The sequence below is a fragment of the Ignavibacteria bacterium genome (genome assembly GCA_025612375.1).
Classification (GTDB): domain Bacteria; phylum Bacteroidota; class Ignavibacteria; order Ignavibacteriales; family SURF-24; genus JAAXKN01.
This window is the reverse complement of record JAAXKN010000117.1, coordinates 1-1,560: the sequence shown is the minus strand read 5'-3', so window position 1 is coordinate 1,560 and position 1,560 is coordinate 1. Positions and strand designations below refer to the sequence as shown.

Annotated in this window: 1 protein-coding gene; it reads left to right on the top strand. The window is 42.9% G+C overall.

What is annotated here, in order from left to right:
* Positions 1–45: 45 nt before the first annotated feature.
* The gene (locus tag HF312_21570) at positions 46–1,551 is read left to right on the top strand and encodes an IS66 family transposase (protein ID MCU7522800.1); all 1,506 of its coding nucleotides are present in this window, start codon (positions 46–48) and stop codon (positions 1,549–1,551) included.
* Positions 1,552–1,560: the final 9 nt, after the last annotated feature.

Here is a 1,560-nt window from a genome sequence, read left to right as displayed (position 1 = left end):
ACGTTCGTAACTATTTAGGTCCCATTTTTTGGTATTAATAATTAGGTGAAAAGTTCTTACCTAATTTATGTGGAAGAGAAAATAAAAAATATAGACAACAGGCTGGAGCATCTTGAGAATAAACTCCAGGGACTATTCTTAAGGATCGATAATCTGGAAAAGGAGAATTTAGATCTTCGTAAGGAGAATCAGTTTCTCCGGCAAGAGAATCTCAGATTAGGTGAGGAGAATTCGGATTTAAGGGCACGCCTGAAAATAAACAGCACCAACAGCAGTAAGCCTCCTTCAAGTGACGGACTGAGTAAGAAGCCGGCCTTTCCAAGACAAAAAGGGGGGAAAAGAGGCGGACAGGAGGGCCACGAGGGTAATACTCTAAAGATGAGTGATAAGCCCGAGGCTGTCGTTCTCTGCAGGCCTCCTGAGAGATGCAGCAGGTGTGGCAGTGATCTAAGAGGTATTCAGTACAATGTAGTATCACGCCGTCAGGTAATGGACCTGCCTGAGCCCAGACTGGAGGTAACAGAGTACAGGCTGTGCGAGTGTATATGCCCCATCTGCAGTAAAGAACAGCCTGGCACTTATCCTCCTGAGGTCAGGGCTCCGGTGCAGTATGGAAATAAGATAAGGGCCATTACGGTTCTGCTTAATAATGAATATAAGATGCCATATGAAAAGATAAGTCAGCTGTTTAATGATCTTTTTGGCTATAGTATCAATGAGTCTACAATTGTTTCTTCGAATGAGGCCTGCAGTAATAATTTAACTGAATCAGAACAGGTCATAAAGCAGGCTGTTATAGACAGTCCGGTTGTTCATTTTGATGAAAGCGGAATCAGGGTTGATGGGAAAATCAGATGGCTGCACAACAGCTCGACTGAAAAGTACACTTATATCTTTGCCGATCTGTATCGTGGCGTAAGGGCCCTTGAGAGCAGGAAGTCACTGATAAGGCAGATATCAGGCTGGGCAGTACATGACTGCTGGGGTGCTTATTTTATGTACGACAATTTTAAGCATGCCATATGCGGAGCACATATTATAAGGGAGCTAAGATTCCAGGAGGAAATAAAGAAGAGAAAGTGGGCCTGTAAGTTTAAGAATTACTTACTCGATCTTTATAAGATGCCCTATGAAGAAAGAGTGAGAAAAAGGGTGGAAATTGAGAATAGATTTGATGAACTATGTCATCTGGCAGATCAGGAGGAACCGCCTCCCTCAAAGACTGTGTGTCCAAGATATGAAAAAACCGGGAGGACTAAAAAGACACAGGGCCGGAATTTGTTTGAAAGAATGCTGAAGTTAAAGGAAAGTATACTCGCATTTGCCTTCAATAAGGAGGTCCCCTTTACAAACAATCAGGCCGAACGGGATATACGTCCGGCCAAAATTAAGCTGAAAGTATCCGGCAGCTTCAGGAGTCTTCATGGGGCTGAATGTTATGCCAGAATCCAGGCATTTATATCGACCACAAGAAAACATAATCTGCCTGTCTATCAGGAATTGTGCGCTGTCTTTAAGGGATATTCCTTTTTAACTATGACTACTACCTAAATAGTTACC